25 protein-coding genes are annotated in these 25,075 nt (G+C 51.8%); 14 read left to right on the forward strand and 11 right to left on the reverse strand.

All coding sequences use genetic code 11. The annotated features are described in order from the left end of the window. Window positions 1-17: 17 nt before the first annotated feature. Window positions 18-212 (reverse strand): hypothetical protein, encoded by a 195-nt coding sequence (locus QMA41_RS18225; RefSeq protein WP_235676636.1) that lies wholly within the window; start codon window positions 210-212, stop codon window positions 18-20. 317 nt (window positions 213-529) lie between these two features. On the opposite strand from QMA41_RS18225, the gene QMA41_RS18230 reads away from it, so the two are divergent. Both QMA41_RS18230 and QMA41_RS18235 read left to right on the forward strand, forming a co-directional pair. After that, complete coding sequence (locus QMA41_RS18230) at window positions 530-1,729, forward strand: aromatic amino acid transport family protein (RefSeq protein ID WP_171353198.1); 1,200 nt, start codon at window positions 530-532, stop codon at window positions 1,727-1,729. Window positions 1,730-1,756: 27 nt separating this feature from the next. Continuing rightward, window positions 1,757-3,391 carry an MFS transporter gene (locus tag QMA41_RS18235; RefSeq protein WP_006958420.1) on the forward strand — a complete coding sequence of 545 codons (1,635 nt, stop codon included), beginning with the start codon at window positions 1,757-1,759 and terminating at the stop codon, window positions 3,389-3,391. Here QMA41_RS18235 and QMA41_RS18240 read toward each other — a convergent pair. The 4 genes from QMA41_RS18240 to QMA41_RS18255 form a co-directional block, all read right to left on the reverse strand. Further along, a complete protein-coding gene (locus QMA41_RS18240; RefSeq protein ID WP_019274723.1) occupies window positions 3,379-4,461 on the reverse strand; it encodes a ParB family protein in 1,083 nt (360 codons plus the stop codon). The genes QMA41_RS18235 and QMA41_RS18240 overlap by 13 nt on opposite strands. Then, complete coding sequence (locus QMA41_RS18245; protein ID WP_006958798.1) at window positions 4,461-5,660, reverse strand: ParA family protein; 1,200 nt, start codon at window positions 5,658-5,660, stop codon at window positions 4,461-4,463. The genes QMA41_RS18240 and QMA41_RS18245 overlap by 1 nt, the downstream gene beginning before the upstream one ends. A gap of 187 nt (window positions 5,661-5,847) precedes the next feature. Beyond that, window positions 5,848-6,912 carry a replication initiation protein gene (locus QMA41_RS18250; protein WP_172845700.1) on the reverse strand — a complete coding sequence of 355 codons (1,065 nt, stop codon included), beginning with the start codon at window positions 6,910-6,912 and terminating at the stop codon, window positions 5,848-5,850. A gap of 797 nt (window positions 6,913-7,709) precedes the next feature. After that, window positions 7,710-8,174: a hypothetical protein gene (locus QMA41_RS18255; protein WP_019277787.1), complete on the reverse strand. Its 465-nt coding sequence runs from the start codon at window positions 8,172-8,174 to the stop codon at window positions 7,710-7,712. Between the two features lie 699 nt (window positions 8,175-8,873). Between QMA41_RS18255 and QMA41_RS18260 the strand changes: the two genes are divergently transcribed. The 4 genes from QMA41_RS18260 (at window position 8,874) to QMA41_RS18275 (ending at window position 15,054) form a co-directional block, all read left to right on the forward strand. Then, window positions 8,874-9,965 (forward strand): carbohydrate porin, encoded by a 1,092-nt coding sequence (locus QMA41_RS18260; protein WP_019277788.1) that lies wholly within the window; start codon window positions 8,874-8,876, stop codon window positions 9,963-9,965. Window positions 9,966-10,125: 160 nt separating this feature from the next. Next, a complete protein-coding gene (locus QMA41_RS18265; RefSeq protein WP_281630358.1) occupies window positions 10,126-13,032 on the forward strand; it encodes an XRE family transcriptional regulator in 2,907 nt (968 codons plus the stop codon). A gap of 23 nt (window positions 13,033-13,055) precedes the next feature. Then, entirely contained in the window at window positions 13,056-14,315 is a 1,260-nt protein-coding gene (locus tag QMA41_RS18270) for a DUF917 family protein (RefSeq protein ID WP_235676639.1), read from the forward strand. Window positions 14,316-14,358: 43 nt separating this feature from the next. Further along, the gene (locus QMA41_RS18275) at window positions 14,359-15,054 is read left to right on the forward strand and encodes an aspartate/glutamate racemase family protein (protein WP_281630359.1); all 696 of its coding nucleotides are present in this window, start codon (window positions 14,359-14,361) and stop codon (window positions 15,052-15,054) included. A gap of 37 nt (window positions 15,055-15,091) precedes the next feature. Here QMA41_RS18275 and QMA41_RS18280 read toward each other — a convergent pair whose 3' ends face one another. Beyond that, entirely contained in the window at window positions 15,092-15,331 is a 240-nt protein-coding gene (locus QMA41_RS18280; protein WP_019277792.1) for a hypothetical protein, read from the reverse strand. A gap of 198 nt (window positions 15,332-15,529) precedes the next feature. Between QMA41_RS18280 and QMA41_RS18285 the strand changes: the two genes are divergently transcribed. From QMA41_RS18285 to QMA41_RS18295, 3 genes are all read left to right on the forward strand, one after another. Continuing rightward, the gene (locus QMA41_RS18285) at window positions 15,530-16,261 is read left to right on the forward strand and encodes a hypothetical protein (RefSeq protein ID WP_019274799.1); all 732 of its coding nucleotides are present in this window, start codon (window positions 15,530-15,532) and stop codon (window positions 16,259-16,261) included. Window positions 16,262-16,444: 183 nt separating this feature from the next. After that, window positions 16,445-16,822 (forward strand): Rid family detoxifying hydrolase, encoded by a 378-nt coding sequence (locus QMA41_RS18290; RefSeq protein ID WP_019274800.1) that lies wholly within the window; start codon window positions 16,445-16,447, stop codon window positions 16,820-16,822. 114 nt (window positions 16,823-16,936) lie between these two features. Next, a complete protein-coding gene (locus QMA41_RS18295) occupies window positions 16,937-17,131 on the forward strand; it encodes a 4-oxalocrotonate tautomerase family protein (protein WP_019274801.1) in 195 nt (64 codons plus the stop codon). Between the two features lie 17 nt (window positions 17,132-17,148). On the opposite strand, the gene QMA41_RS18300 is transcribed toward QMA41_RS18295, so the two are convergent. Further along, the gene (locus tag QMA41_RS18300; RefSeq protein WP_141650586.1) at window positions 17,149-17,400 is read right to left on the reverse strand and encodes a hypothetical protein; all 252 of its coding nucleotides are present in this window, start codon (window positions 17,398-17,400) and stop codon (window positions 17,149-17,151) included. Window positions 17,401-17,412: 12 nt separating this feature from the next. Here QMA41_RS18300 and QMA41_RS18305 point away from each other — a divergent pair, with 12 nt between their 5' ends. Next, on the forward strand, window positions 17,413-17,607 hold the full coding sequence (locus tag QMA41_RS18305; RefSeq protein ID WP_141650587.1) for a hypothetical protein: 195 nt from the start codon (window positions 17,413-17,415) through the stop codon (window positions 17,605-17,607). 280 nt (window positions 17,608-17,887) lie between these two features. Here QMA41_RS18305 and QMA41_RS18310 read toward each other — a convergent pair whose 3' ends face one another. Further along, window positions 17,888-18,109, reverse strand: a complete 222-nt coding sequence (locus QMA41_RS18310; protein WP_141650588.1) for a hypothetical protein — start codon at window positions 18,107-18,109, stop codon at window positions 17,888-17,890. A gap of 58 nt (window positions 18,110-18,167) precedes the next feature. Continuing rightward, window positions 18,168-19,781 (reverse strand): peptide ABC transporter substrate-binding protein, encoded by a 1,614-nt coding sequence (locus QMA41_RS18315; RefSeq protein WP_019274803.1) that lies wholly within the window; start codon window positions 19,779-19,781, stop codon window positions 18,168-18,170. Between the two features lie 440 nt (window positions 19,782-20,221). On the opposite strand from QMA41_RS18315, the gene QMA41_RS18320 reads away from it, so the two are divergent. Next, the gene (locus QMA41_RS18320; protein ID WP_095665020.1) at window positions 20,222-20,530 is read left to right on the forward strand and encodes a hypothetical protein; all 309 of its coding nucleotides are present in this window, start codon (window positions 20,222-20,224) and stop codon (window positions 20,528-20,530) included. Here the strand turns inward: QMA41_RS18320 and QMA41_RS18325 are convergent. Next, on the reverse strand, window positions 20,496-21,272 hold the full coding sequence (locus QMA41_RS18325) for a transporter substrate-binding domain-containing protein (RefSeq protein ID WP_021457913.1): 777 nt from the start codon (window positions 21,270-21,272) through the stop codon (window positions 20,496-20,498). The genes QMA41_RS18320 and QMA41_RS18325 overlap by 35 nt on opposite strands. Window positions 21,273-21,381: 109 nt before the next feature. On the opposite strand from QMA41_RS18325, the gene QMA41_RS18330 reads away from it, so the two are divergent. The 3 genes from QMA41_RS18330 to QMA41_RS18340 all read left to right on the forward strand — a co-directional run bounded on the left by QMA41_RS18330 (window position 21,382) and on the right by QMA41_RS18340 (window position 23,457). Beyond that, window positions 21,382-21,567 carry a hypothetical protein gene (locus QMA41_RS18330; protein ID WP_281630360.1) on the forward strand — a complete coding sequence of 62 codons (186 nt, stop codon included), beginning with the start codon at window positions 21,382-21,384 and terminating at the stop codon, window positions 21,565-21,567. Window positions 21,568-21,709: 142 nt separating this feature from the next. Then, window positions 21,710-22,690, forward strand: a complete 981-nt coding sequence (locus QMA41_RS18335) for an HDOD domain-containing protein (RefSeq protein ID WP_281630361.1) — start codon at window positions 21,710-21,712, stop codon at window positions 22,688-22,690. A 113-nt stretch (window positions 22,691-22,803) separates the two neighbouring features. Further along, window positions 22,804-23,457 (forward strand): 3,4-dihydroxy-2-butanone-4-phosphate synthase, encoded by a 654-nt coding sequence (locus tag QMA41_RS18340; RefSeq protein WP_038175856.1) that lies wholly within the window; start codon window positions 22,804-22,806, stop codon window positions 23,455-23,457. A 380-nt stretch (window positions 23,458-23,837) separates the two neighbouring features. On the opposite strand, the gene QMA41_RS18345 is transcribed toward QMA41_RS18340, so the two are convergent. Continuing rightward, entirely contained in the window at window positions 23,838-24,923 is a 1,086-nt protein-coding gene (locus QMA41_RS18345) for a tyrosine-type recombinase/integrase (protein WP_045987582.1), read from the reverse strand. Window positions 24,924-25,075: the final 152 nt, after the last annotated feature.

Raw genomic sequence — 25,075 nt, forward strand, 5'->3', positions numbered from 1 at the left:
CGACGTACAAAGCCAAACTATCGACCATGCTCACCCTGAGCAATGACAACTTGAGTCATCAACATCACTTCTCGCTCTGCCAATTCAGCAACAACAACGTTGTACCCAGCCATGCTCCGCCGACCATGCTCACCCTGAGCAATGACAACTTGAGTCATCAACATCACTTCGCGCTCTGCCAATTCAGCGACAACAACGTTGTACCCAGCCATGCTCCGCCGACCATGCTCACCCTGAGCAATGACAATATTGAGTCGTCACATCACCTCAATATCAGTCAATGATTGAAGAGCAGTGACATCAAAATCACGAATATTGCTACGTGAGCACCTCCATGTCTGTAGTAAGAAGAGAGAAGAATAGGGGATTCCGCCATCAATAATCTTACCAACGCCATGTCACTAATGTTGCTTAATAAACATCAATAACTCGTCATTCTACCCCGTAACCCTTCACGATAATCACACTCAGTTGAACACCTTATTCAAGTCGGCATCCCGCCCTCAATCCCATCGCGGAGGAACCCTAGATGCAACGTTCTCATCGTGTCACTCTCGCTACGAACACCCAAAAAGTCATCTCTGGCGCCGCCGTAGTGTTTGGTTCATGCATCGGATTAGGATTCATTATCCTTCCCGTTCTGAGCGTGACTGCCTGGACTTCGGGCGTGACGATTATCTTACTGATCACGCTGGCCGTCAGCTACACGGCCAGCGTCAAATACCTCGAGCTATCAAGCTATCACCGCGTGTCCGATGGTATGCGTCAAATACTCGAAAAGGCGGCCGGGGCCTATGGGCGAAAGTGGGTGGATGCAATCATCATTCTCTCATTGTTTGTCTTGCTGTATGCGTATTTCTCGGTCATTACCGAATTGGTGACGAGCTTGCTTCCGTTTCATCTACATCATGGTTTCGTGACCATCATCATGGGCGTTATCTGCTTCGTGATGATGGCCCTTGGAATACGGTGTATGTCTGCGGTGGTTCTTATTTGTAACGTGTTGCTTCTAATCATCTTTGTTAGCTTAATAGTCACTCTGTACCCTCAACTACATGTGCACAATCTGTTTGCCGAAAATGCCACTGGGATGCTGGACGATCCGCGAGTTGCTCTGCCTTTGTTACCTATCTTCTTTGCCAATTGCTTTGGCTTTCAACCTATGATGCCCGCGCTTCGCGTACTCCATACCCAAGGAAGAAAACGAAAAGGTGTCATCGCTTCTCTGCGACTTGGCGTCCTCTTCATTGTGATTGGTTATGCCATATGGCTAGGCATATTTTTGAGTTTGTTTGACCAACAATCGGTGCTCAGTCAGTTGGCCTTGGACGTCAGTTCTTTCGATGTGCTGTATCAAGTCTTCTCTATGAGTGGGTTAACAAAAGCGTTTTTAATCGTTTGGTTGGTGGCTCTCTTAGTTCCTCCCATCTACGGGGTATCCAAAGGCCTCTACGATTACTTATTGTCTGATCAGATAAACGTGAGTGGGCGAGCATTCCTCCAGTCAGGGCTCATTGCCTTCATCCCTCCCATGGTGTTTTCGTACGTTTTCCCCCACGGGTTTCTGGTTGCCATTGGATTTGTTGCTGTCATTTTTGGCGCGATATGGTGTCTCCTCATCCCTTGGCTACATTGGCAACGACGCCGAGTGGGGTGGATATCGAGTGCCCTCATCGCCCTCTATTGGCTGCTAATGACCGTCTGTTTTTTTGTCTATTCCATTTTCTGAAGTCTTACTTTCCCTGGGAGAACAATCATGGCCATGACTCAATCTCGCGCCGCCATCAATGCGGTTGTCTTTGCCTCAACGGTAGGTTTTATGGGGATCGGTTTGGTCGATCCCATTTTGGTGGCCATCGCAGATGGTCTGAATGCGACGCCCAGTGAAGTCTCACTCTTATTCACGAGCTATTTCTTGATCACTGCGGTGATGATGTTAATCACCGATATCGCCGCCACGCGCATTGGGTTGAAAAACACCATCATGCTTGGGGCTTTCGTCGTGGCACTCTTCGCACTCGGCTCAGGCAACTCAAACACCGTAGGTCAGTTAGTGGGCTACCGAAGCGGGTGGGGCTTAGGTAATGCGTTGTTTGTCGCAACAGCGTTGACCTTAATAGTGACATTGTCACAAAAAAAAGGCAAAGAATCGGTTCGTCTTTATGAAGCCGCGTTGGGGGTGGGCATCGCCATCGGCCCGTTGGTCGGTGCATTACTGGGGCAGGGCTCTTGGCGCTATCCCTTCTGGGGGACGGCCCTCCTGATGTTGATAGGTTTTGTCTCCATCGCGTATTTTGTGCCGGCCACGCCCGTGCAGCGCCAACAGCGTCACTCCTTAGCGGCGCCCTTTCAGGCACTGAAGCAGCCCAAACTTCGTCTGATCAGCCTTAGTGCGTTTTTCTACAACTTCGTCTTTTTCGCCATACTCGCGTATTCCCCGTTTGTTCTTCAGTTAGGGGTACTGGAGATCGGGGCGGTCTTTTTTGGATGGGGATTGGCACTGGCCATCACTTCAACGCTCATTACCCCAAGATGGCAAAGCCGACTGCACCCAGTTTCGATTATCATCCGGTGTCAGTGGGTACTCGTGGTTCTGATGCTCATTATGGGTTACTTTGCCGCGCCCGCCCACTTTGACAAAACCCCGCTGGTGATTGCCATCATCGTGTCTGGCGCATTGTTTGGAGTAGTGAATACGCTGTTTACAGAATTAGCCATCGAAACCCACCCAACTTCCACGTCTATCGCCTCTGCCGCGTACAACTTTGTTCGCTGGTTAGGGGGAGCCATTGCCCCGATCTTAATCACACACATCGGCGAACACTATGGCTCGGCCTACAGCTTCTCGTTGGCGGCCGTCTTTGCCTTGATTGCGTGTGCGATCATTTCCAGGGCTAAACTACCCAAGCCACAAATCAGCCATCCTTTGCCGCCCCTAAGAGCGACAGTTGCAGCGCCTCGCCGTCCGGTGATGATTTTGATGGATGGCAGTCCGTCTGACACACTGGCTGTGGATTATGCGCATCAATTTCTTCAGCCCCAGAATCATCGACTGCTATTGGTGACTGTGAATGTTGTCGAAGGGGTAGAAGGGGAGGGGGTAAGAGAAACGCCCGTTCAGGAGATGGGGCAGCTCAAGCACTATCTTCAAAAGCTGAGTGAACGCGGATTTGATGTCATGAGCGAAGCCATTTCGGATGTGCTGCCCATGCAAGTGGCGAAAACGATTATCCGCCGGGGTGAGGCACTAGATGCGCAGTTGCTCGTAATGGTCAAGCACAGTCATGCTTCCTTCATCCAACGCGCGTTATCATTTTCAGTGACTCAAGAGGTGACCGAGCAGGCTCGCTGCCCGGTATTGGTGATCCCAAAAGGCGATCAGTCTTCGTGATACGCGTCTAGGACCTGGCACACCGCATCATCGAGCGCTTGCTGCACGGATTTGGGTAATCGCCCAAATTCGTAACTGAAGTTACGCCCTTTCACTCGCTTTCGGGCGAACTGCGCACTCGATGAGAACGCTTTTAACTGGGTGACTGACACGCTGGCATCGACCTGCTTCGCTGTCACTATTTTCAGTTCCGCTCCAATTCGCTGGATCAACCACTCCTTGACGGTCAATTCTGCTTCATCTCGCTCGCTGCCAGACAACTGTTCCGCCAAACGCTCAATGAAGGCCACTAAGCCGGCCTCGTCGCGTTGGAACGTCTTCATCACTTTATCCAAAACCGCGTAGTCGGTATGGGATAAATCATTGACCACAGGGAACAGGGCAATCAGCCGCGCGTCCACGTTTGCGGCTTTGAGTGCTCGCCCGACGGCCTGACGGCTAATCCCTAGCACCTGCGCCGCGTCTTCTTGGGTACAGTCTTCACTTTGCATAATGGTCAAGCACTGCAAACCAATTTCACGCTGGTTGTGCTCTTTCGCCGATTGAAGCTGTTTCGCCAACGCTTTGGCTTCCGACGTGGTAATCGACTCTTTGGTTACCAACACCCGAAATGTCGCCACCTCACCTTGCTGGAGTAGGAACCAAGCACGGCGACGAGAGCCGTCGAGGATATCAATCTTACCGTCCACTTCACGACCCACCGCCGGATAAAACTGCTGAAACGCCAGTGAATTGAGATCCGTCAGCGACGCTTCGGTCAATTGCGTCTGATCGCGACCGTTAACATCAAAGGTGACCACCGTTTCGTCACGAACCTGTTCGTACGTCAGCGTCAGCTCATTGAACGACACCGTACGACCAGTGTTCAATCGCCATTCGACGCTTTGCCCGACCGATTCAACACCAAAATGGCGCTGTAAGAACTTCTGAGCGCTTTCTCCTGAATTCTCTAGCTCCACATCAAGTTGGCGCGTTAAAGACTCCAGAGTGGCCTTAGCGGCGCTTTTCTGGGCTTGTTCGGATCCGACTGCATTCCCTAATGGACTGATTGCTCCGCGTTTCTTCGCCATTATGCTTGCTCCTGCTCACGCCAAACGTTGATGATGTCGCGTAAGATCTGGCTGGTCACTTCGTACGCGTTCTGCTGTGCACTCTGGAATGTGGCTTTGCTCTTAGGGTATTCACTTTTCGACATGTCAAAGACCGTCGACAGCAAGGAAGAAGACTGTCGAATCGCTTCGCTGTGCTTGAATTCCTTGGAATAAAGGTAAGACGCGAAATGATCGTACAGGCTGTTCATCAGCTCAGTCGTCGTCGAGCTATCACGATGGTTGGTCAGCAAGATCTTCATGAAATCGTAGCCTTGATGGTCTGCATTGGCGAGCAGGGCCCAGACTTGGGGTATGTAGCTGAAATACGAACAGGTCGCGTCGATGTCGTTTTCGGTGATCGACAGCGGGAAGACCACACTGGTGGCGGCAAAGTAGGCGTTGTAGGTCGCATACCCCAATGACGGAGGCGTATCAATGATCAAGATATCGAACTCGTCTTCTACCGCCGCAATGATGTCTCGCAGTAATGAGTACGGCGAGGCCAACTTCTGGCTAAAGACCTGCTCATGAAACCAACCTTCAATCGCGCGATCGGTTTGAGAGGCAGGCAGTATACGTAGGTTAGGGATGGTCGTTTCTAAAAATGCCTCTGATACCGCCTGTTCATACGTTTCGCCTTCGTCCAACTCGAAATTGCGCATCATTAAGTCGCCAATCGACAAGCACCCTTCCATTTCAGACTCTGGGGCATAGTACATGGACAGCGTTGCCTGGCCGTCCATGTCGATCAGACCAACACGGTATTCTTGGTGAAATTCGGTCGCCAGACCAGACGCTAGGGTGGCCGCAGAGACGGTTTTGCCAACCCCACCTTTTTGGTTTTGGATCACCACCACTTGCATCGACTGCTTCTCGCTGCGAGCGAACTTCGGTTCTTTACGCAGTGCGTCCGGCAGCAGATCGCGGACTCGATACATTTCCGCCATGTCGATGGACCATTGCGACTCCTCGTGGCGGCGCGGGTCGATTTCAGCCGTCGCTACGTATTTATCTAAGGTTTTGGCGTCGATGTCCAAGTAAGTCGACGCTTCCGCACGCGTGAAGTTACGCAATTCTTTACGATGATTGGCCAGTAAACGTAGATTGCGTCGCTTAATGTAGCGATCGGCGCCTTCTTTTAGATTTTGAAAGGTTGCCGTTGTTTGCAGGGTATCCATTTCTATCTCCACCAAGATTCTGGATTTAGTATATCCTTCATTTTTTGGTTTACACAACAAAAATTAATGGAAACTGAGAAAATAAATCCCGAAAGACGACAGGAAACGAAGAGGGGAGGACGATACACAACAAAAAAGTTTGCTTTGTGCGGCTAAGCAAACTTTTCTGTGCGGTAAAAATCCAGACTCAGTAGCCCTTACTGCCGTTCATGCGTTCCAGCTCGGCCAATTTGTCCAAAAAGGACTTATCTTCGAGCACTTCTTCCACTACATCGTCGGCAGGCGCATCGTGGCTTCCGCTGCTCTGACGGCTAGCCAGTGCTTCTTCGACGAACTGAGCTTTCTCTTCCTCATCGATGGAGCGATAGGAGCTTGCCAGCAATTCAAGTTCATCGACGGTCAAGGGTTCTTCGGTGGTCAGTCGCTTGGTTTCAAGCCGAGTGATGTTGCGCTTGGCGTCTTCAAAATTGAGTTTATCGACGGGTGTGGTGGTGTTGATCCAGCGATACAAGAACTCAACAGCGTGAATATTGCGCCCGTGTTTATGGAGTTTCAGTCCCAGGCCGTCCTCGGACTCAAGAAACAAGATCTCCTTGCGCGTTTTGGGATCCTCACTGAGCTCCTCGATGCTTTCCTTGATGCAACGCGAGATAAATACGCTGTTGTTTTTGAATGACGTCTTATTGGCTTTGAGAGACCCATCCTCGTTGAGCAGGCCCATAAAAGCGCGCAGATCGTCGACCTCAATGGGTTTGAGGCTGGTGCCGTCGGTTTTAAAACGCGACAGTATTTCGTAGAGTCGCTTCGTGTACTCTCGCTTGAGTCCCAGAAAGCTTTTGGTATTGATAAGCGAAAACCCTTGGTTGTACTCAATGTACTCTTTAGACAAAGCATCGTTGGGGATCAACGTCAACACGCGATCTTTATAGGTGGCTTTCTTAAACAGGGGAGTGAACTCGAACTCGGTATCGCCTTGCTTCTCAATGATGATCCCGATCTTTCGAGAGGCTAACCGACCCACCACTTGCTTCAATTGTGATCCTATCGCTCGGTTGCTAAGTCCCAGCCATTCGGAGAGTTGGGCGGCCGTGAATCGATACTCTGGGGTTTGATTATCCCAGTCTTCTTGTTTCATGTTGGCGATCATAAGCCCGAATAGATTCGCTTCGCGTGCGGTCAGATCTTGTTGCGAGAAGACCAGCTCGTGGCCTTTTTTGATGTGCTTGGGTAAATTCTTCGGGCTTGTGCTCATACCATACAGTTTTGTTTGCTTAAGCAAACTTTTTTGGTCTACATGGCGTTTAGAATGACACATTTTAACCAATAAGCAAACATTTATGTAGTATTAGGGCCTTTACCGCACAAATTTGTTTGCATACATCACATTTTTTGTACCGTGAGCAAAATAAGCAAACTTTTCTGTGTGGTAAATGACATCAAAATGATCATAGTGCAAACTTTTTTGTTGTGTAAAGCAAACAAAAATGATCGCAAAGCAAACTTATATGATCACAAAGCAAACAAAAATGATCACAAAGCAAACTTATATGATCACAAAGCAAACTTTTTTGTAGTGTATCTCCTGAATTCCTTTTTAAAATCAATAAGTTGGAAGCTCTATAGTTTTATAGTTTAATAGTTATATAGTTTAAATAGATCTTTATAGATAAATAGATCTTTATAGGAACTGTGGATAACTTTTGAGCCACAAGAGCGCCTAAACATACAAGCGAACGTGCGCACTAGCGCTGTAGAGTTCATCACTGAATTCTCGTGAAAATAAGGTAATACTAAGTATTACAAAGACTTAGCATTGAAACTACCGATGCCACACATTTTCATGTCACTAAAAGCAAACTTTTCTGTGTGGTTTATTCCATACCACACAATTTTGTGTCACTGCAGACAGGACCCTGGCCAAAGTTGGTTCCAATACCACACATTTTCGTGTCACTTTCAGTGTTCACATTTCAAATGTAGATAGGTTAGCCCTTACCGATAGTTAATTATTATATATATCATCGTGAGCGAATCTGACATCACACGATGTTAGATCTCTAATTCAATTTGAATGTGCGCGTCTAACTGATCATGAAAATTGGCAAAACACGCCAGTTGCGTTGATTGCTTCGCCGTTAAGCAGCGTTCAACCCCTATAGTCATAGAGACAGAGCGTGTGTCACGGCGGGGCAATTGCATTGTCCCGACACAATGACAGGCAATCATTTTAAAGCGATCAAGCACATCAGAGGAGTTATCAAGCTGCAGCCATTTTTTCCCCCAACGAGCACAGAGGATAAGTGTGAAGCCGTGCAATAGCATGACGGTATCAGTGGGAGACAAGCAACGTTCTACAGGACTGGATTGTCCGATAAAACGTCGAAGCTCAAGCTCACTTTGTAAGCGGATACTACGTTGTTTTGGCCTTTGATGGTATTCAGGGTGGATGAGGACCTGACTGATTGGGTAAGCACAGCGGGTATTAACGGCCTCGTAGATGGATTCCATACGCATGGTTGAATTCGCTCTGAGAGAAGTATGATAACGATTGTATAAGTGAACCGTTCAAACATGGAGGTTTTATAATCATTAATAATCCATGGTTTAAACGTCAGGTAAGTAACAAACCTTAATAATGTTTAATCTCTGGGATTTTTCCATCAAGTCGATATTCTCACTCCAGTCGTTCAATGCAGTAGCAGACATGAGGCTGCATAAGACAAAAAGACGATGGTACAACGCCTATTCCTGCATCGGCCCAACGGTGTCGGTATTTGCTGGTCTTGGTACTCCTCAAGGCCAGCTTTTTTTAAGCGTTACAAGGTCACGAGTTACTGACCACCTTGTGGTGAGCATAAGAGGGCTACCGATATGAATAATCACACAAATTTGAGCAATGAAGGGTTCCTTAGAACGGATATTAGTCGACACTATAGGGCTCACCTCACCAGTATGCTGATAGGAATGATGGAGACGGTATCCTACTTGATGCTTTGTTCTATGCCCGTTCCAAAGGGACAGTGGCCACAAGTCATGGCAACGATTCCTGCCCACATCTGTCCACCTCATTCTAGACGCGAACAGTCGTAAGAAAGGGGACGATACGCGATCTACAGTGGCGTGCTCAGCCTGAGCAATGACAACTTTCCCTCACCAATAATCACACCTGTAGCGTCAATGGATCTTCCCCCCTGACCTGAATGAGGCCAAGCCATGTTTTCATTTTTGCTAAGTCAACGGCCACTGTTGCTATCGTGCACCCTGTGTTGTTTCCCTATCATTGCCCAGGCCAACGACAACATTCCAATTGATCTTGAAGGAGAATATTACGCGTTTGGTGCCGTCGTCGATACCGTTCAACCTCATGCGTCGCGCGCTTCTGCAGCGGGTATGGCGCGAATGAGCGTACAATGGGCTGCAACACCAAACGGTCGATTCGCGCTCACCCTTGATCATCGACATGGGTTTACGAATCCGCCGCCGGGACATTGGTTGCCGCAGAGTACGGGTATCATGAGTCTCACCGGGGCACCGTTCAGTGATCAAGGCTGGCGCTTAACGCATGGGTATTGGGAGCAAACGGGCCTCTCTGATCGCTGGCATGCGATGGTGGGCTATTTAGATTCGACCGATTTTATAGATTTATATCCTTACGGCAGCCCCTACTCAGGGTTTTCCAATGTACAGTTCAGTACGGGATCGGGCACGATTGTTCTTCCCGACGAAGCATCCATTGGTGGCATGATCCACCATCAAATGGGGGCTCATTACTACCTTCAACTTAACGTATCGGATGCGCGTGCCGATTCCAGCCACCCTTGGCAGCGAGCGGAAGCGGTGTTTCGCGAAAGGCGGACGTTTGAAGCGGTGGAACTTGGCTGGGTGGCGGAGCCTTCTCAGGCGTTAGCGCAACAACTGCATGTCACGGGATGGCGAAGTGAGGGCGCTTTGGAACAACCACAGTCTCAAGAAGGCCTCAGTGCGTCTTGGAACGGAACTTTGGGCGCTTGGACTCCTTTTTTAAGAGGTGGGGTGGCTCAGGGATCGCAGGTGTTGTATTCCTCATCGTTGGTTGCCGGAACCGGTTATCAAGGGATTGGCCCTGGTATCATGGGTATGGCATTAGGCCAAGCCACATCAAACCGCGATGGTCATTCAATTCATAACGCGGAATTCTTCTATCGGCTTCCTCTGGGCCCATTGACGTTAACTCCGAATTTGCAATATGTCGAAGAGACGAGTGCCCGTGCTGGTGTGCACCATGCTTGGGTGATGGGACTGCGAGCACGACTAGGGGCCACTTAAGACAGATACTTGGAAATGAGTGTTCACAATTCTGACTGAAAAATATGCAATTAGTTGTTTATATCAATTCCCCCTGCAATATTGACAACACAAATGAGTAATTGATTGCATATCAATCGATGCACTTGGTCGTTTATCGATCGCAGAAAAGGTGAGCAGGGTGGAGTCAAGCAAGGGAACGACGGCCGGGAAAGTCTTGTTGTGCCGGGACAAAATCAGATCACTTCGGCAGTTGAACGGGTTAAGCCAGGAGGGGCTTTCGCATGCGCTCTATGACGCCAATTGCCAAGTGTCTATCGCAACAGTCAAGCGCATTGAAACAGGGAAACCGGTCAGTTTTCGTATTGCCGGGCAAATGGCGAAGTTCTTTGGTGCCAGCGTCGAAGAACTGCTGGATGATCGTCATTCGGCTGGTGTGGAACAGGGGGCCTCATCGCCCTCTGTTTGGTTGTACGTTATCTTTGCGACGCCTGTTGTGATAGGCGCTCCGGAGCTTGATGTCAGTGCTTGGCTTCACGAAGCCGGGCTGTCGGTTCAAGACAAAGTGGGCGGATATTATATCGGTTATGACACCTGCTCGTCGGTCCTTGAGCGATTGCACCAAAGATTGCGGATGACCCAACACGGTTACCCTGATGTCCATGTGAAACTGGCGCTGAAGCAAAGCCATTTGGTGAGTGGGCCAAGTCACAGTGATCCGATTGATAAATCTGATCTTGATGAGTTGGTGTCTGTGGTGCAATTACTTGGTTATCATGGATGGATGGTCGACGATGCAGCGCTGTTAGCGTTGCCTTTTTGCTGCGTGGCGGAGCGCTTGGCGCTGCCCGTATCGAATGGCTACTGGATGCTCACGCCACAACAAAGTGTGGCAAGCCAACTGATTGGACGAGATACCCTTCGTGCCACTTTGCTGGCTTCCTTATCCCAACAAGAGCCCAAAGCAACACCGCGCGTACCGTGTGTGCTTGTTCAAGGGGACAGAGGCGTGGGGAAATCTCACGTGTTGCAAGCCATGATCACTCTGCTTCCCAGAGCCTTGAGTGAGCGCTGCCTTGATGTCAGAGGACGACCGTCTGAAGGCGTTTCGTTGAGTGCACTCGCGCGGCTGTTGCTGGCAGCTTTAGCGCTCCCGATGTGGGCATCACCGTCTGACAAACAGGTCAAGGCGCACCAATTGGGGCTCACCGCGACCGACACAGAACGTTTGTTGGTGTTGCTGGCGTCTGAGCCCCATCCTAAAACGGCTCGGTTGAAATTGCGTTTGGCGACCACGGATCCCAAACTGGTGCAGTTGGTGCTGGCGCAAACTCAAGTGCGACTCTTGGTGCTGGATGATGCGCAGTGCGTTGATGGTGACAGTTGGCAAGTGATCCACCGTGCTTTGACGCTCATGGCGGATCCTCCCATTTGCTTAATGAGCAGCGATCGCCCGCTGGTTTGGCCCTCTTCTGAGCGGTGGGCAGTGTCTGAGCAAAAGCTGATGCCGCTTTCGACAGACGAGGTTAGGCGCTTAGCGCATCGCTGGGCACCGGAGGCTTTATCCGGGGAGAGAGTGATGCATTGCGTTGAGATCTGTGGTGGCAATCCCGCGTTCTTGCGCCAGTTGCTGCTAGAAGCGCCGCTATCATCTGAAATGACGACTCAATCTTACTCGTTCATCGATCAACAAGTCGATCGTTTAACCGTTGAGCAAAAGCGGGTGCTTTGGGCGGCGGTGGCTTGTGGGCTGAACGTCGATAGGGAGGTGATCACAGCCTTGTTTCCTCAGGGGCAGGATGCTTTAGAAGGCTTGTGCCAAAACTCGTTGCTTCGGCAGCGCTCGACCCACACCTACGCTTTTTACCACACGGCGGTGTACGACTATCTGCAACGCCACATTACGCCTCCGGTCTGGAAAGACATCAACTCACAATTGACCCAGGTGCTAAAACCGATGTTGACACAACCCGGCGCGCCGTCTCATTGGCAGGAGACGTACGCCCATTGTTTGGCTCAGCAAGGGCAATCAGCCAAAGCGTTTGAGTGCTATATCCACTTGGCGAGACGGCACAAAGATCGGGGTGAATTACCACAGGCGATCACGGCCTTGGAGTGGGCCGAAACGGCGATGAACGCTGCCTACAGTTTGCGCCGCGAAATCGACTGGCTGTTGCTGATGGGCACCTTGTACAAATCGCATTACGGTTGGTCTTCACCGCAACAAAAGCGTGTCTTCGATCAGCTTCAAAGGGTGTGCGTAAAAAGCGCGCAGCAAGGCAGTCTTGGCAGTGTGTTTTTTCATCAATGGTTAGAAAAACTGATGGCATTGAAGCTTGATGACGCCGGGCGCTTGGCGTTGACCATCAAAAAGCATGGCGAGACGGTGGGGGATACCTGCATCGAAGTTCACGGATTAGCCGCATTAGCGAATACTCACTTTTGGTCCGGCGATCACGAAGCGTCGCTCCACTGTGCTCAGCGAGCATTGGACTTGCATCAGCACGCCGACACCCAACGCGACTTGGTGGAATTTGGCCAGGATCCCCGAGTCGTGGCGACCTTATTTTTGGTGCTGAGCCACTCGTTGAGGGGTGAATGGACACAGGCGGATACGCAGCTTTCAGCGATGTCTGAACTGGTCTCGCAAAGTGACAACGTGTTCAGTCAGGCCATCGGCGCGCAAGCCGCACTGTTTTACTACTACCATGCCGATGAAGCACCAGAGGTTGAATTGCGGGCGGAAGCCCTGTTGCAACTGGCCCAAAACCTTGATCTGCCGTTTTTTATCGGGATTGCCAAGGTTTTTCTGGGCTGGTCCCTTGGCAGACAGGGACAGCTTGAACTGGGTCTGGCCCTGCTGGCCGATGGCTACCACCACTGGTTGGCCAAATCGGGGCATCGTATGGGGCACTCACTGCATTGCTGTATGGCGGCTGAGCTGATGTTGCGTTCGGTTCAGCCTCATCGGGCACGCGCTTTATTGCAAACGGGGATCCCGTTTATGCGGGCCCATCAGGAATTGTGCTATCTCGACAAAGCCGAGCGTTTTGAGGTTTTGACCAGAGACGCGTTGAACATCCGTTAACATTCACAGACAAGGGAAAAAGCATGGACATCTTACATCGAGAGGCATTGTTTGATATTGCCAGTGGGGCCACCGTGTTGGCCAGTGGTGGTGGTGGGTCTATTCAAACGGCGTATTCGTTTATTCAGCAGATTTTAGAGGTGAAGCACCCCGTTCAACTGGTGGATTTGGACGACTTGAATGACGACGACAGAGGGGCGGTAGTAGCGGCGATGGGTTCACCAGAAAGCTTTGAAAAGATTGGGCTGAATGGCGCGGAAACGCGCGCGCTGTCGGTGTTGCAGAACCGGCTTGAATTACCGCTCACTTTTGTGGTGTCGGTGGAAACTGGCTCGAATCTCTTTGTCGCGATGCTGGCGGCGATCTCCAACCTGCGTGGACCGTTAAAGGTGCTCAATGCCGATGGGGCGAACCGCTCTGTGCCCACCTTAAGTTTGCTGACGTTCAGTGAGTCGGTCGCCGCGACGCCGTTGGTGATCTTAAATGCGGCGGATGGGCCGTTTAAAGGAGGGCGTTATCCAGGGGCGTTGACATTGGATTTAACACCAGAGACGACGCCTGTGGAGCAGGCCCAAATTGCTGAAATGACACTGCGCCCACTGTTGAGTTCGGTGGGGACCTTTGATGGGATCGCGGCGATTGCGGGCTGGGTAATGTCGGGGCGTGCGGCGCAACGCAGCTTGATCTCGAACACAGTGACACAGTCACAGGTGATCGGCAGCATGCTGCGTCAAATCGGTCCAGATTGCGCCGACCCACTGGGGGCGTTTTGCGAGGAATACACCCAAACATTTGGTCAGGCACTGACTCCGTTGTTTGGCAACACGCGCCCATGTCAGCTTGCCGATCAGGTTTCTGAATCCAAAGGAGGCTTTGATTTTACGGTTCTGACGTTTGTGCAGCGCGCAGAGGATGGGACGGAGCGCACGATTGTGGTCCTCAATCAAAATGAGAACCTGATCGCTTGGGATACCCGTTGCAGTCATCCTTTGGCCATGGCGCCGGATTTGCTGTGCATGATGGGACGGCTGAAGGCGTCGGTGATCAATAAGATTGTCCAGCCCCTCTCTCCTCAAGATCAGGAGGCCGCGCGTGCGGTCCTAACGGGGTTTCATGGCTTGTCCGTGGAAGACGTGGTTGAAGAGCAGGATCTGTTCTTGTTTACGCTCCCTGCGGCCCCAGAGCTGACGACAGGACCGGAGCTCGCCAGGTTCAATGCCATCTTGCAATCGCTGGGTTATTTTGGCCCGAATTTATCTACGCAATGTCAACAAGGAGACTGACATGACTAAACAACGCATTCTGGTGATCATCCCGATCTCCGACATGGGCGCCCGCCCATTCATCGACGCGTTCAAGCGTGAAATTGAGCCCATCCGCCATCCGAATGTGCAGGTGGACTACCAAGCGCTTGGTGATCGGGCGACGCCTTTCATTCAGAGCCGGGCGGCTGAGTTGTGGGATGGAAGAGACATTGCCCGTGTCGCCCTTGAAGCGGAGAGGGACGGGTACGAGGGGCTGTTCATTAACTGTTTTGGTGAGCCCGCGGTGGAAGCGGTGAAAGAAATCGTCGATATTCCCGTGGTGGGCGGCTTTGCGCCGGCGATGATGAATGCGGCGATGGTGTCGAGTCGTTTTTCCATCGTCACGGTGGTGAGCTCTGTGGTGCCAATGTTGTGGGATTTGGCTCGTCAGTGGGGAATGGCGAACCACCTCGCGTCTGTTCGCCAAGCGGGTATTCCTGTGGAGCAGTTGGAAGACAAAGACGCGCTCAAGAGTGCGTTATTGGCACAAAGCCTCAAAGCGGTGCAAGACGATCAGGCGGAGGCCATTGTACTAGGGTGCACGGGGATGTTGGAGGTTAATCAATGGCTGACGTCTGAGCTGGAAACGCAGTTGGGGCGTTATGTCCCTGTTGTGGCTCCTGTGGGCGCAGCGATTGGCATGCTGCAAAGTCTAATGAGCAATCAACTGCGAGCAAGTCGCATTACCTACGAGCCGCCGACCGAATTCCCACAATAAGGGGCAGACATCCGGCGCCCATGTAGCGCCGGATGGGCTATTTCATCGTGTAACTCCAGCACAGATCTTGCGTTGCATCGAACTCAGAGGCCAAGGTCAGCGCTTCCTGCGTGGTCGTAAGGTTGTTCAAGATGAGGTTTGCTTCCTGGTAGGAGAGATGACATCCCGGGTAGTGCTCGTCCCACCACGCCACGAAGTCGTGTGTTGTTAACACACTGGCCTGTGAAGGGTGGGCTTTGGCATGGTGGTGCAAAAACATGGTTGGATCGATACTCATACTGTTGGCTCGCTAAAACAGGCAGGGAACACCTATTGTTTCCTTACTTTGAGGTTAGCCTAAAATCGACGCGTTAGCGCTCTGACGTCAGGCGACATCGGATACTCGGCGATCTGATACTGTTTTGATACGGAAACGTCCTGCTCTTTTTCTCATACTGACTCAAGGTTGACCAATACTTGATAAGGAGAGGGGGCAATGACGACCTATTCGGTGACTATTCGATTGGATGATGCCAGCTTGGCGGCGTTAAAAGGGCATCAATTGCAGGTGTTTAAGGGGGTCAAAGCCAGTGCGCCTGATAAGGGCGTATCGACGGTCTGGGCGACGGTCAGTGAACTGAATCATTTGATCACACTGACTTGGCAGCCGAACTATCAAGGTTTTTTTCACGCAGGCCCGTTGCACGAAGAGCAGCAGGCGACTCCCGATCTATCCGACGTTTTAACGCTGGGTGACACGTTCGCGTTGGCGACCCGACAGAAGACGGTGCGTCTTCAAGATGGCGTTGCGGACGCTTACACTCTGCGCAATCAAACCGGTAGACCGATGTGGGCTGGGGTGATGGCCGAAGCGCGCGCGTACCAGACGCCCTTAGGGGCCAGCCCGTTTTGTGTGTTTCCCCAACGGAACAACGAGCGTTTGGTGCTGGAGCCCTATGAAAAAATCGTCTTGGTGTTTTCTCAGCAACCGCGTGAACTGGGGACGGTGGTTAGGCAGTGTACCGCGCGCTCGGTGTCGCTGCATTTCTTCTCGTCGGTCACACACATTTCGGTCGATTATTCGCACCGCCGAGGATGGGATACGTTGGGCAACCCAGTGGCCAAGCGCAACCCGATGAACTTGCTGCTCGCCTCTGAACTGATTGTCCCCTCCTTTACTCGAGGGAGCACCCCGGGCGATTTGGAATCCGCGCTGGTCTTGCACTAGCCGACAGCCACCAGCCAAAGGCTCTGCATGGTGTGCTTAAGGTCTTAATAAGTCGTGTTAACTTTTATTAACTATACAGTCCTCCTTGCCCCTTTAAGATAGCGCCCATCTGAGGGTTCCCTCCCGTTAGCCTCGTCGGGAAGACGGGGACCAAGATGACACGTTGATATTAGGAGACTGACCATGAAACTAATTTCGTCTAAGCGAGCCCCCAAAGCGGTGGGGCCATACTCTCACGCGGCAATCCTTGGTAAGACACTGTGTGTTTCAGGACAACTGCCACTGGATCCCAAAACAATGGGTTTGGTTTCAGACGATGTGATGATCCAGACCAAGCAGTGTTTGAGGAACGGCTTAGCCATCGTAGAGGATGCAGGCAGTTCTAAAGCCCGTATTGCACGGGTGGCGGTCTATCTCACGGATATGGATGACTTTGATCGCGTCAATGATGTTTATGAGACGTTTTTTGGTGGTCACAAGCCCGCACGTTTGTGTTTTGCGGTCGCCGCGCTGCCGATGGCCGCTAAAGTAGAAATTGAATTCATCGCTGATTTATCCTGACCTGCCTTATTTATTGACTGTTGAACTCAAGTGCCCGCCGGTGGCTATGGGTTGCTGAACCCGGCCAAAGCCGTCATGATGGTTTGTTTCAAGCATGGAATGAAGGGGCAATGTATGCCAGTGGTCACGATTCAACAATCACCGGGTCGAACGAAGGAACAAAAGCAGCTGTTGATCAAGCGTATTACCGAGGCGTTTGAAGAAGCCTACGGGATGCCCCCTGAGGGGGTGACGGTGTTTTTTCAGAACTTTGATGATGAACACTGGGGCAAGGGGGGCTATTTGCATGCAGATCGCGATGTGACGTAGCGATCCGCATGTCTCCTTTAGCCTGTGCGCTGTTCAGGCGATACGCTAGGGCGATGTAATGCTCGATTGACCAGTGACATGAGCATGTCAGGGTATGACGTGTCTTGCTCGGCAAACGACTTGGCTAAGATGGCTTTTGGGTGCAGAGACGGCAACGTACGGACGTGCAATACTTGGCATCGATGGTGAGGCGTTAAGGCGACGTGAAATTCGGCGACGCCTTGCAATAACAGTTGGCGGTAATAGAGCACGGCGGTTTGTTCTATCATGGTGTGCTCGGCATGACTGAGTCCCTTGGCCGACGTGAGATGGCGGGATGTGTCTTGCGCCTCGAACAGAGTCATGGCGCAGGGGACCGCCTCGAGATCGTGCACAATGAGTCGATATTGACGGGTGTACGAGCGTGCCGGTTGGATCATCACGGCGCCTTGGAGATCGAGAAACTGGGTGAGAAATTGTGTGAAGTACCGAGCTGAGCGGACGCGTTTCTTAGCCGTCCAAGGATCGGCGGCGACGACTGGGATGAGATCGAGGACCTCAGAGCGCAAGTATTGGGCCATTTGGGGATAGTCGGGCAGGTCGTCATCGGGTTGAACGAGGACGTGTTCAGAATACGTTGCTTGGCACCCAAAATGGACCAGATCGAGTAGGGCTGGATGTTGACACAATGTACTGGCCGCCCGACCGCTGCCGAGATAAGGCAATTTAATCCAATCGCACAGTCCTTGAAGCTGACCATCTTCATAGAATTGCCCTTTAGCACAGATGATCAATACTGAAATCTGTTCCACCTTCAAGCGATCGAAGAGACATGGCCGATCCCCATTGATGACGACCGGGTCTAGGCAGAGGCCTTTCAAGGCTCGCCTGACGTGTTGGTGGGTTGGCATAGTCGAGGTCGAATCCGTTTGTTGATTGGATGAGTACAGGATCCCAATGCGCATAGTGTTCTCTGATGTGTAAGATGAGTCGACCCATGTGGGTTCGTGGCTTTTCAACGTATGACTAAGCCGTTCCTCGTTGGGTTGTGTCTGGTTCATTCGGGCACGCTCTCTCCCGAAAGGGCGGGAGCTCGATAAAGATCTTGACTGGACAAGGGGCCAGCTTGATCTTCACCGAACCCCCTAAGGGAGGCCGCCATCAGATGGGCTCTGACGGGATAGAAAATCGGTATGATTGGGACGGTCTCTACCAGATAGGCGTCCGCTAGGCGATAGGCTTCGCGCCGGGCGTCGGCGGCCTGCGTGAGACTTGCTTGATGGACGAGGGCATCGTAGTGCGTGTCGGCAAACTGTCGGCCGCCGAGCTTGTCGCTTTCGAGGTAAGCGAGCATCGCGCTGGGTTCATTGTAATCGGCACACCATGCCGAACGAGCCACGTCATACTCTCCTTGATTCATGGTAGACAGATAGGATTTCCATTCCTGATTCTCTAATTTGACGCGTACCCCTAATGTCGATTGCCACATGGCAGCCGCGGCGACGGCTACTTTCTTGATGTCGTCAGAGGTGTTGTAAAGCAAAGTAAATGTGAGAGGGTGGGCATGGTCATAGCCTGCGTCTGCGAGCAACGCCTGCGCTTTCTGATCACGCTCATCTTGGGTCATCAGGGCGTAGGGAGGGGTCCATTCCTCGTAGCCGGACATGTAGTTGGGGATGAAGGTGTACGCGGGCGCTCGCCCTTGGCCAAGCAGCTTGTACGCAATGAGCTCTCGGTCGAGGGCCAAAGAGAGGGCGCGCCGAACTCTGACGTCGTCGAAAGGGGCACGAGCGGTATTGAATTGATAAAACTCGGTGCACAAAGCCGGTTGGACCCAGATTTGATCGGGGCGTTCGTAGGTTAAGCGTTCAAATTGGTCGACAGGAATGGACGAGGTGATGTCGATTTCACCGGTGAGAAAGCGAAACATTTCTGATGTGGCGTCTTCGAGGGATAAATACTGCACTCGGTCAAAGCGGGTGTGCGCGTTGTCCCAATAGTAAGGGTTTCGAGTCAGATTGATGGCCTCGTTGATGGTCCAGTTGACGATCTGGAATGGGCCATTGGACACCATATGTTCGGGTTTGGTCCAAGCTTGCTCATAATGAGTGACGGTGTTTTGATGAACGGGCAGCAATGTGGTGTGGCCGAGCATCTCCACAAAATAGGGGACGGGGCGATCCAGTGTGATGGTGAGTGTGTGTGGATCCGTTGCCGAGACCCCTAGGGTGCTTGGGTCGGCCTTTCCGCGATAAATCGCCTCAGCATTGAGAATGTGTGCCAGTGAGACGTACCATGCGTATGCAGAGGCAGTCTTCGGGTCGACAGCGCGTCGGAAGCTGTAAACAAAGTCGCTGGCGGTGACGGGGTCGCCGTTCGACCACTTGGCATCGTGTCGAAGATGGAAGTGATAGATGGTATGTTTTTTATGGGACCAGTGCTGGGCAACGCCGGGGATGACCTGGCCGTGACCGTCGATACGGACCAGACCCTCGAACATGTCTCGCAGGACCCGACCTTCTGGTACGCCTTGGGCTTTATGGGGATCCAATGTGGCAACGTCTGCACCGTTACCCACGATGAGTTGTGAGCCCGAACTCGCGGGGCTTGACCAGGCCAGTGTGCTCCATAATGCCGACAGGCATAATATGGTGAGTGTGGGGACGATCATTGTTTTTTACCTTCATAAACGCCAAATAGGCAGTGGATGGATCGCACCACCGCCTAGCGTTTGGCAATACTATGTATGGTTCGTGTCGTGAACTTCCTTACCCATCCTAAGACTCACTGAATGGGTAAGGCGAGGAAGTGTTCACGGACTCCAATTTACTCGGAAAACGCAAAGGGACAGAGTTATTACCTATTATTAATGTCTTTATGCCGAGGGGCGTGTTTGCAATGTAAGTGTGGGTCACGCCGTCTACCTTGAATAACATAACGCACTATAACTAAATGATTCGGTCACGATGGCGATACACTGCAGCGACAACTTACTTTTATTAATCACTATTAATCCTGAATCTTAGGACGAATACTCGACAATGCGCGTATAACGTTGTTTGGGATCAGCCGTGTTGTGCGGTTGGCGTTTTTACCATGAGGACAGAGACCATGACCGATTTAGTGCGGGCCCTACGGCACCTAGGCAGTCTACGGGCGCAAACGCGTCACTTGTCGTTGGAGCAGCTTGAGCAAGCGCACTCAAACTTAGCCGCGGTCGTTGAAGAAGATCGGAAGCGGGCTCGGGACGCGGCGTTGGCCAAAATGCAGCGTGATGCCGTGTTAGAGAAAGCGGTGCGAATGATCCACCGAAGTGGCGTTAGCCTCGAGTCGGTGCTCGCTGCGCTGGAAGCCTTAGACTTGGCTTCACAAGCCAAATCCGCCGTTAAGGCGTTGGGGCCTGACAAGAGCGTTGATTGAGCAGTGCGGTGTAGCACCCACTGGCTTTTAAGCGCTGCAGGCCGGCTTCAAACACCGCGTTCAGCTCTTCGCCTAGCGCGTCATGATGAAAAAGGACGTGCATAGGTTCCATTAAGACAGGGTTGGGGTCGATCAGAATGTGGTGGTGTTGATGCGCCGAGACGTGGTTGACCCAGTATTCTCCGACGCGCTCTTCTGCCGCAATGGCGTCAACCCGACCGTGATAGAGTTTCTGAAAATTCTCGCTTTGTTCCATGGAAGGCAGGGTGGGCACCTGGTGTCGCGTCAGTAATCGGGTGACGGTGTAGCCGTCCACTGAGCCGATGCGAAAGGCCATCAAGTCGGCAAAGCTGCGCCAGCGAAAAGGCACCTGTTTGTGATGAAAGAACACCGTCTTGGTTTGATTCAACGGACTGGATGAGATCAGTAAACTGTCGGCTTGAATTTCAGAGATGTACCACGGGAAGGTGGCGTGATACTTACCCCGTGTAACCAGTTTTAAGCTGCGCACCCAAGGGAAATAATGAAAATGCACTTGATAGCCAGCGGGCTCAAAAATTGACGTAATGATGGGTTCAAGCAGTCCGCCATTGGGTGTTTCAGAGGTGGTGTACGGGGGCCATTCACCGATGGCAAAATGCAAAGGAGAAGGTTTCGCCACTCCGTGTGCACTGAACACGATCAAGAGGCCAAAAAGCAGGGCGCAGGCGCGTGTGATTGACCGAGATGTATACAGAGACACGGACATTCCTTTATATTGGGCAATGAGATACTGTTATTTATATCAATAAAGTTTAGGGGATGTCGGACAGGGATGCAAAGACTTGGGAACTCGAAGAGAGGGGGCGTGGGTGACTATACTAAAAGGTAACTTCTCACGCATGGACGGAGCGTACGATGCAGCCATTTCCTGCCTTACCCTCGAACGGCGACTCGCAACACTTGGCGGCGTGCTCTATGGTGGCGCGTCAACCGATTTTGGACAGCCAATGTGGCTTAGTGGCCTACGAACTCCTTTATCGGGGTGGGGACGCTGACCATTTTCCTGACGGAGTGCGTTCGGAGCAAGCGACGCTCCAACTTCTTGCTGAGCAATTCTTAACCTATCAATGCCGCATTTTGGATGGGCACAAAGGGTACGTCAATTTTGACCAACAAAGTCTGTTGCGAGGCGTACCGTTGGACTTTCCCTGCGAAGACATCGTCATTGAGGTGCTGGAGACATGCGAGCCGACCGACGCGTTGTTTACCGCTCTGAGTGAGCTCGTTCGACAAGGCTACGTACTGGCGTTGGATGATTTCGAACCCAGCCCCGATTGGGCGCGTTTCTACCCGTTGGTCAGCGTGATCAAGCTGGATGTGCAAACGTTGCCTTTTCGCCACTGCACGCAGATCATTCAGCGTTTGAAGGGAACAGGGATTGTGTTTCTGGCGGAAAAGGTGGAGACCTATCAGGAGTTTCACCAGGCCATCAAGTGTGGTTTCTCGCTGTTTCAGGGGTACTTCTTTCAAAAACCAGAAGTGATACGGCGAAAAAAAATTGCGAGTTCAACATTGGATTTGTTCAAGCTGTCGAGCTTGGTGTCGAAGCGTAACATTGACCACTCAGCGGTCAATGTCGTGATTTCCCGTAATCCTGTATTCTCAGTGCAGCTGCTCAAATTCGTCAACGCAGGCGTACAGCTGCGCACGCCAATCAAGGGCATTGAACAATCCCTTCACTATCTGGGTGACGACCGTATCCGCAAGTTTGTGTCTTACACCGCCATATCGGCTCTGGCGCCAGGGAAGCCGGATGTTTTGCTCTACCATTCACTCCAACGGGCCAAGTGTCTTGAAGCGTTAGCGGGTGTCACCGAAGGCAGTTGCGATCCCGCGTCTGCCTATCTGTGTGGCCTGATGTCACTGGTGGATGGGATGTTGGACATGCCTCTGGAGGCGATACTGGCTCAGTTGGCGATTGCACCTAACATTGTCGAGGCGCTCACTGAGCGACGAGGACGCTTGGGGGATTTTCTGCGTGTCGTAGAAGCGCTAGAGCGATCGGATTGGCCAAAGCTGGCGACGCAGGCCCAGTTATTGTCCATGGATGAGGAACAGATCCTATCATGCCACTATCTGGCGTCTGAGTGGGCGAGTGAAGTGCAGCAGAGAGCATGAGGCCGTTCATTACGAGCTTATTTATGGTTATTAATGGGGGCGGATGCTGGTCATTTTACGTGCTTGGCGTACTCTTTCTTTTGTAATGAACCACCGGGAATATAGGCGTGGTAATGATAAGGAAACACAAATCTCGGTCGCGAGGGCTCATGGGGTCTGAAGGCATCACAAGGGCCATTGAAGCCGCTCAGTTAGGGCAAGGTTTTTTCATCTACGATGATATCGTCGGGCAGGGAACCTTGTTAAGTTACCCTGCGGCAACCGTTGAACGTGAGCAGGTCGAACGTCTGGTGTCTTTTGGTTGTGGTATCGTGGCCGTGGTCATTGATGAACCGACGGCGACGCGCTGTGATCTGCCATTAATGGTGAGCACTCGGCAGAACCCAAACGGCCCTGCCTTTACCGTCTCAGTGAACGCGCGTTGGGGCAAGCGATACGGCGTGACCATCGGAGAACGGTTGAAGACCATTCATGCATTGGCCAATCCACTGACTTCGCATTTTGACTTGGTTCGTCCCGGTCACGTTTTTCCCATCTTATCGCATCCAGAGGGGTTACTGGGGCGCTCTGGGTTAGCTGAAGCGAGCGCCGATTTAATGGGTTTGGCAGGTTGTCCTCCAATCGTCGCTGCGGCGTTGCTGACGGATTCGGACGAAAATCTGATGTCGCTCAAAGACGTCAAGTTGCTGAGTGAGGAGACGAGTTATCCATTAACGACGGTCAGCGATCTGATTGACACTCGGTTAACCCAGTTGATGAGTAAGTGAATACTTGCTTACTCTTATAACCAAGAAAATTGGGCCTATTGCATGGCTGTCATACACGCTCTTCTCGTTTTCGATGAACACCAGTGGTTTGAATTATGCGGAGTAAAACACGCTAAAGCCCACGTTGCCAAGGCATTAATAACCGCACACGCGAGAGCCAGATGCTCATCATCACCGCTATTTTATGCGGCTTAATTAAGTGTTATTAGACGGGTGTCAGAGTTGAACGCTAGGGCAATGGCGCGGGTTATCGAACCGAATACTGCCATGAAGAGGGAGCTAGGGAAGAAAGGGAGTACTTCAGCACGTTTAGTGCGGCATTAAGCTGTATTGGAATTTTATGTGTGATTAAACACACGTATTGATCCACTTGGCACTCGTCAAGAGCGGCGACGCTTTTGGGCCATGGCGCTGGTATGGGCATGCAGGTGTCGACCGTATCGCAGGACCATTTTTTCTGAGCTCCACCCCCCTGCTTGCATCACTTGGAGGGTCGAATACCCTTCCTGTAATAAATCTTGTGCGGCGCCAACACGTGCGCTATGGCCCGTGTAGCGCGGGCCTGTCTCGTGATTGAGGGCTTTCCAAGCGCGTTCAAACACCCGGCTGATCAGCTTTTCGGACACCGGGTGATGACCATTGAGTGCGTTATGTGACTCTGGGTCAATCGCCTTTCCTGAGCGCTTGACCCGTTGAAGTAAGAAACACTGCGGATCGGCATCAATGTTGGGCAATTGCAAATACGCGTGCACTTGGCTGGCTACTTGGGGGGAGATCCAGCGCACATCATCGCGGCCCGAGTGATTGGTCTTGCTGAAAGGAATGGTGATCAGTGCGCTGCCGTCTTGGCAAAATTCGATGTCACCGACTTTCATTTGCTCGAGGTTGTTTTTTCGGAGCAGAGTTTCGTACGCGAGGCTGACGATCATGAGGTCGCGTTGTTGGGTCACGGAACGAGTCGCAGACCAAAGTTCGGTTAGGCGATCCAGATCCGACTCGCGAAAGGCAGGGGCTTGCTCAATGCGCTCGCGTTCGCGCACTTTCTGATGAGTGATTTGTGCCATTTGCGCTTTGACATAACGATGAGCACACGGGTTCGGTAGTCCGGAAATAACATGCGTCTTACCAATGGCCCAAAGGTGTACTTTTAAAGTGTTACGGTGTAACTCATTGCAGCGCTCAATCAAATAACGCTCGACGTCCTGATGACGCGCCGGCAACGCGGGGATACCTTGGTGAGTGCACCATCGGACAAATACATTCCAGGCATTACGCAAGCGTTGCAGTGTCGCGGGTTGCCACTCTCCCTGGCGACGGACAAATTCGTCTTGAAAGTGGCTGATGGCGGATTGGATCGCAGGGTGAGCGCCCGCTTGAGGATCACGTTTGATCGCCTTGCGCACCAGATCGGCAAACTCGTCGGGCTCGAGATGTTCGAGCGGTGGGAAGGGGGTCAAATCCGTCATGCAGTCCTCGCCAATGATCCAATACGTCTGAGAATGGGCGTTCTCAGACCTATTTGATCTATTATATACTGTTGATTAACACAGTATCAAGGGCGCTCTCTGTTCTGTGTGGGGAACACCAGAGGGTTGCTCTCCCACTGGGCCATGCCTGT

The organism is Vibrio sp. St2 (assembly GCF_947311885.1).
In the GTDB taxonomy this organism is placed as follows: domain Bacteria; phylum Pseudomonadota; class Gammaproteobacteria; order Enterobacterales; family Vibrionaceae; genus Vibrio; species Vibrio coralliilyticus.